1 rRNA gene is annotated in these 2,935 nt (G+C 50.3%); it reads left to right on the top strand.

Annotated features, from left to right (window positions below):
- The first annotated feature begins 7 nt into the window (after window positions 1–7).
- Window positions 8–2,929, top strand: a 23S ribosomal RNA gene (locus tag HMPREF2897_RS10560).
- The last annotated feature ends 6 nt before the right edge of the window (window positions 2,930–2,935 follow it).

The raw sequence follows: 2,935 nt of genomic DNA, 5'->3' as shown, positions 1-2,935 counted from the left end.
AAACATAGATTAAGTTATTAAGGGCGCACGGTGGATGCCTTGGCACTAGAAGCCGATGAAGGACGTTACTAACGACGATATGCTTTGGGTAGCTGTAAGTAAGCGTTGATCCAGAGATTTCCGAATGGGGGAACCCAGCATGAGTTATGTCATGTTATCGACATGTGAATTCATAGCATGTCAGAAGGCAGACCCGGAGAACTGAAACATCTTAGTACCCGGAGGAAGAGAAAGAAAAATCGATTCCCTGAGTAGCGGCGAGCGAAACGGGAAGAGCCCAAACCAACAAGCTTGCTTGTTGGGGTTGTAGGACACTCTATACGGAGTTACAAAAGAACATGTTAGACGAATCATCTGGAAAGATGAATCAAAGAAGGTAATAATCCTGTAGTCGAAAACATATTCTCTCTTGAGTGGATCCTGAGTACGACGGAGCACGTGAAATTCCGTCGGAATCTGGGAGGACCATCTCCTAAGGCTAAATACTCTCTAGTGACCGATAGTGAACCAGTACCGTGAGGGAAAGGTGAAAAGTACCCCGGAAGGGGAGTGAAAGAGAACTTGAAACCGTGTGCTTACAAGTAGTCAGAGCCCGTTAATGGGTGATGGCGTGCCTTTTGTAGAATGAACCGGCGAGTTACGATCTGATGCAAGGTTAAGCAGCAAATGTGGAGCCGCAGCGAAAGCGAGTCTGAATAGGGCGTTGAGTATTTGGTCGTAGACCCGAAACCAGGTGATCTACCCTTGGTCAGGTTGAAGTTCAGGTAACACTGAATGGAGGACCGAACCGACTTACGTTGAAAAGTGAGCGGATGAACTGAGGGTAGCGGAGAAATTCCAATCGAACTTGGAGATAGCTGGTTCTCTCCGAAATAGCTTTAGGGCTAGCCTCAAGTGATGATTATTGGAGGTAGAGCACTGTTTGGACGAGGGGCCCCTCTCGGGTTACCGAATTCAGACAAACTCCGAATGCCAATTAATTTAACTTGGGAGTCAGAACATGGGTGATAAGGTCCGTGTTCGAAAGGGAAACAGCCCAGACCACCAGCTAAGGTCCCAAAATATATGTTAAGTGGAAAAGGATGTGGCGTTGCCCAGACAACTAGGATGTTGGCTTAGAAGCAGCCATCATTTAAAGAGTGCGTAATAGCTCACTAGTCGAGTGACACTGCGCCGAAAATGTACCGGGGCTAAACATATTACCGAAGCTGTGGATTGTCCTTTGGACAATGGTAGGAGAGCGTTCTAAGGGCGTCGAAGCATGATCGCAAGGACATGTGGAGCGCTTAGAAGTGAGAATGCCGGTGTGAGTAGCGAAAGACGGGTGAGAATCCCGTCCACCGATTGACTAAGGTTTCCAGAGGAAGGCTCGTCCGCTCTGGGTTAGTCGGGTCCTAAGCTGAGGCCGACAGGCGTAGGCGATGGATAACAGGTTGATATTCCTGTACCACCTAGTATCGTTTTAATCGATGGGGGGACGCAGTAGGATAGGCGAAGCGTGCTGTTGGAGTGCACGTCCAAGCAGTAAGGCTGAGTGTTAGGCAAATCCGGCACTCATAAGGCTGAGCTGTGATGGGGAGAGGAAATTGTTTCCTCGAGTCGTTGATTTCACACTGCCGAGAAAAGCCTCTAGATAGATAACAGGTGCCCGTACCGCAAACCGACACAGGTAGTCAAGATGAGAATTCTAAGGTGAGCGAGCGAACTCTCGTTAAGGAACTCGGCAAAATGACCCCGTAACTTCGGGAGAAGGGGTGCTCTTTAGGGTTCACGCCCAGAAGAGCCGCAGTGAATAGGCCCAAGCGACTGTTTATCAAAAACACAGGTCTCTGCTAAACCGTAAGGTGATGTATAGGGGCTGACGCCTGCCCGGTGCTGGAAGGTTAAGAGGAGTGGTTAGCTTCTGCGAAGCTACGAATCGAAGCCCCAGTAAACGGCGGCCGTAACTATAACGGTCCTAAGGTAGCGAAATTCCTTGTCGGGTAAGTTCCGACCCGCACGAAAGGCGTAACGATTTGGGCACTGTCTCAACGAGAGACTCGGTGAAATCATAGTACCTGTGAAGATGCAGGTTACCCGCGACAGGACGGAAAGACCCCGTGGAGCTTTACTGTAGCCTGATATTGAAATTCGGCACAGCTTGTACAGGATAGGTAGGAGCCTTTGAAACGTGAGCGCTAGCTTACGTGGAGGCGTTGGTGGGATACTACCCTAGCTGTGTTGGCTTTCTAACCCGCACCACTTATCGTGGTGGGAGACAGTGTCAGGCGGGCAGTTTGACTGGGGCGGTCGCCTCCTAAAAGGTAACGGAGGCGCTCAAAGGTTCCCTCAGAATGGTTGGAAATCATTCATAGAGTGTAAAGGCATAAGGGAGCTTGACTGCGAGACCTACAAGTCGAGCAGGGTCGAAAGACGGACTTAGTGATCCGGTGGTTCCGCATGGAAGGGCCATCGCTCAACGGATAAAAGCTACCCCGGGGATAACAGGCTTATCTCCCCCAAGAGTTCACATCGACGGGGAGGTTTGGCACCTCGATGTCGGCTCATCGCATCCTGGGGCTGTAGTCGGTCCCAAGGGTTGGGCTGTTCGCCCATTAAAGCGGTACGCGAGCTGGGTTCAGAACGTCGTGAGACAGTTCGGTCCCTATCCGTCGTGGGCGTAGGAAATTTGAGAGGAGCTGTCCTTAGTACGAGAGGACCGGGATGGACATACCTCTGGTGTACCAGTTGTCGTGCCAACGGCATAGCTGGGTAGCTATGTATGGACGGGATAAGTGCTGAAAGCATCTAAGCATGAAGCCCCCCTCAAGATGAGATTTCCCAACTTCGGTTATAAGATCCCTCGAAGATGACGAGGTTAATAGGTTCGAGGTGGAAGCGTGGTGACACGTGGAGCTGACGAATACTAATCGATCGAAGACTTAATCAATTTTTT

The sequence above is a fragment of the Staphylococcus sp. HMSC065D05 genome (assembly GCF_001813195.1).
Lineage (GTDB): Bacteria > Bacillota > Bacilli > Staphylococcales > Staphylococcaceae > Staphylococcus > Staphylococcus epidermidis.
The sequence above is the reverse complement of the archived record's forward strand: the minus strand, read 5'-3'. Positions and strand labels throughout refer to the sequence as shown.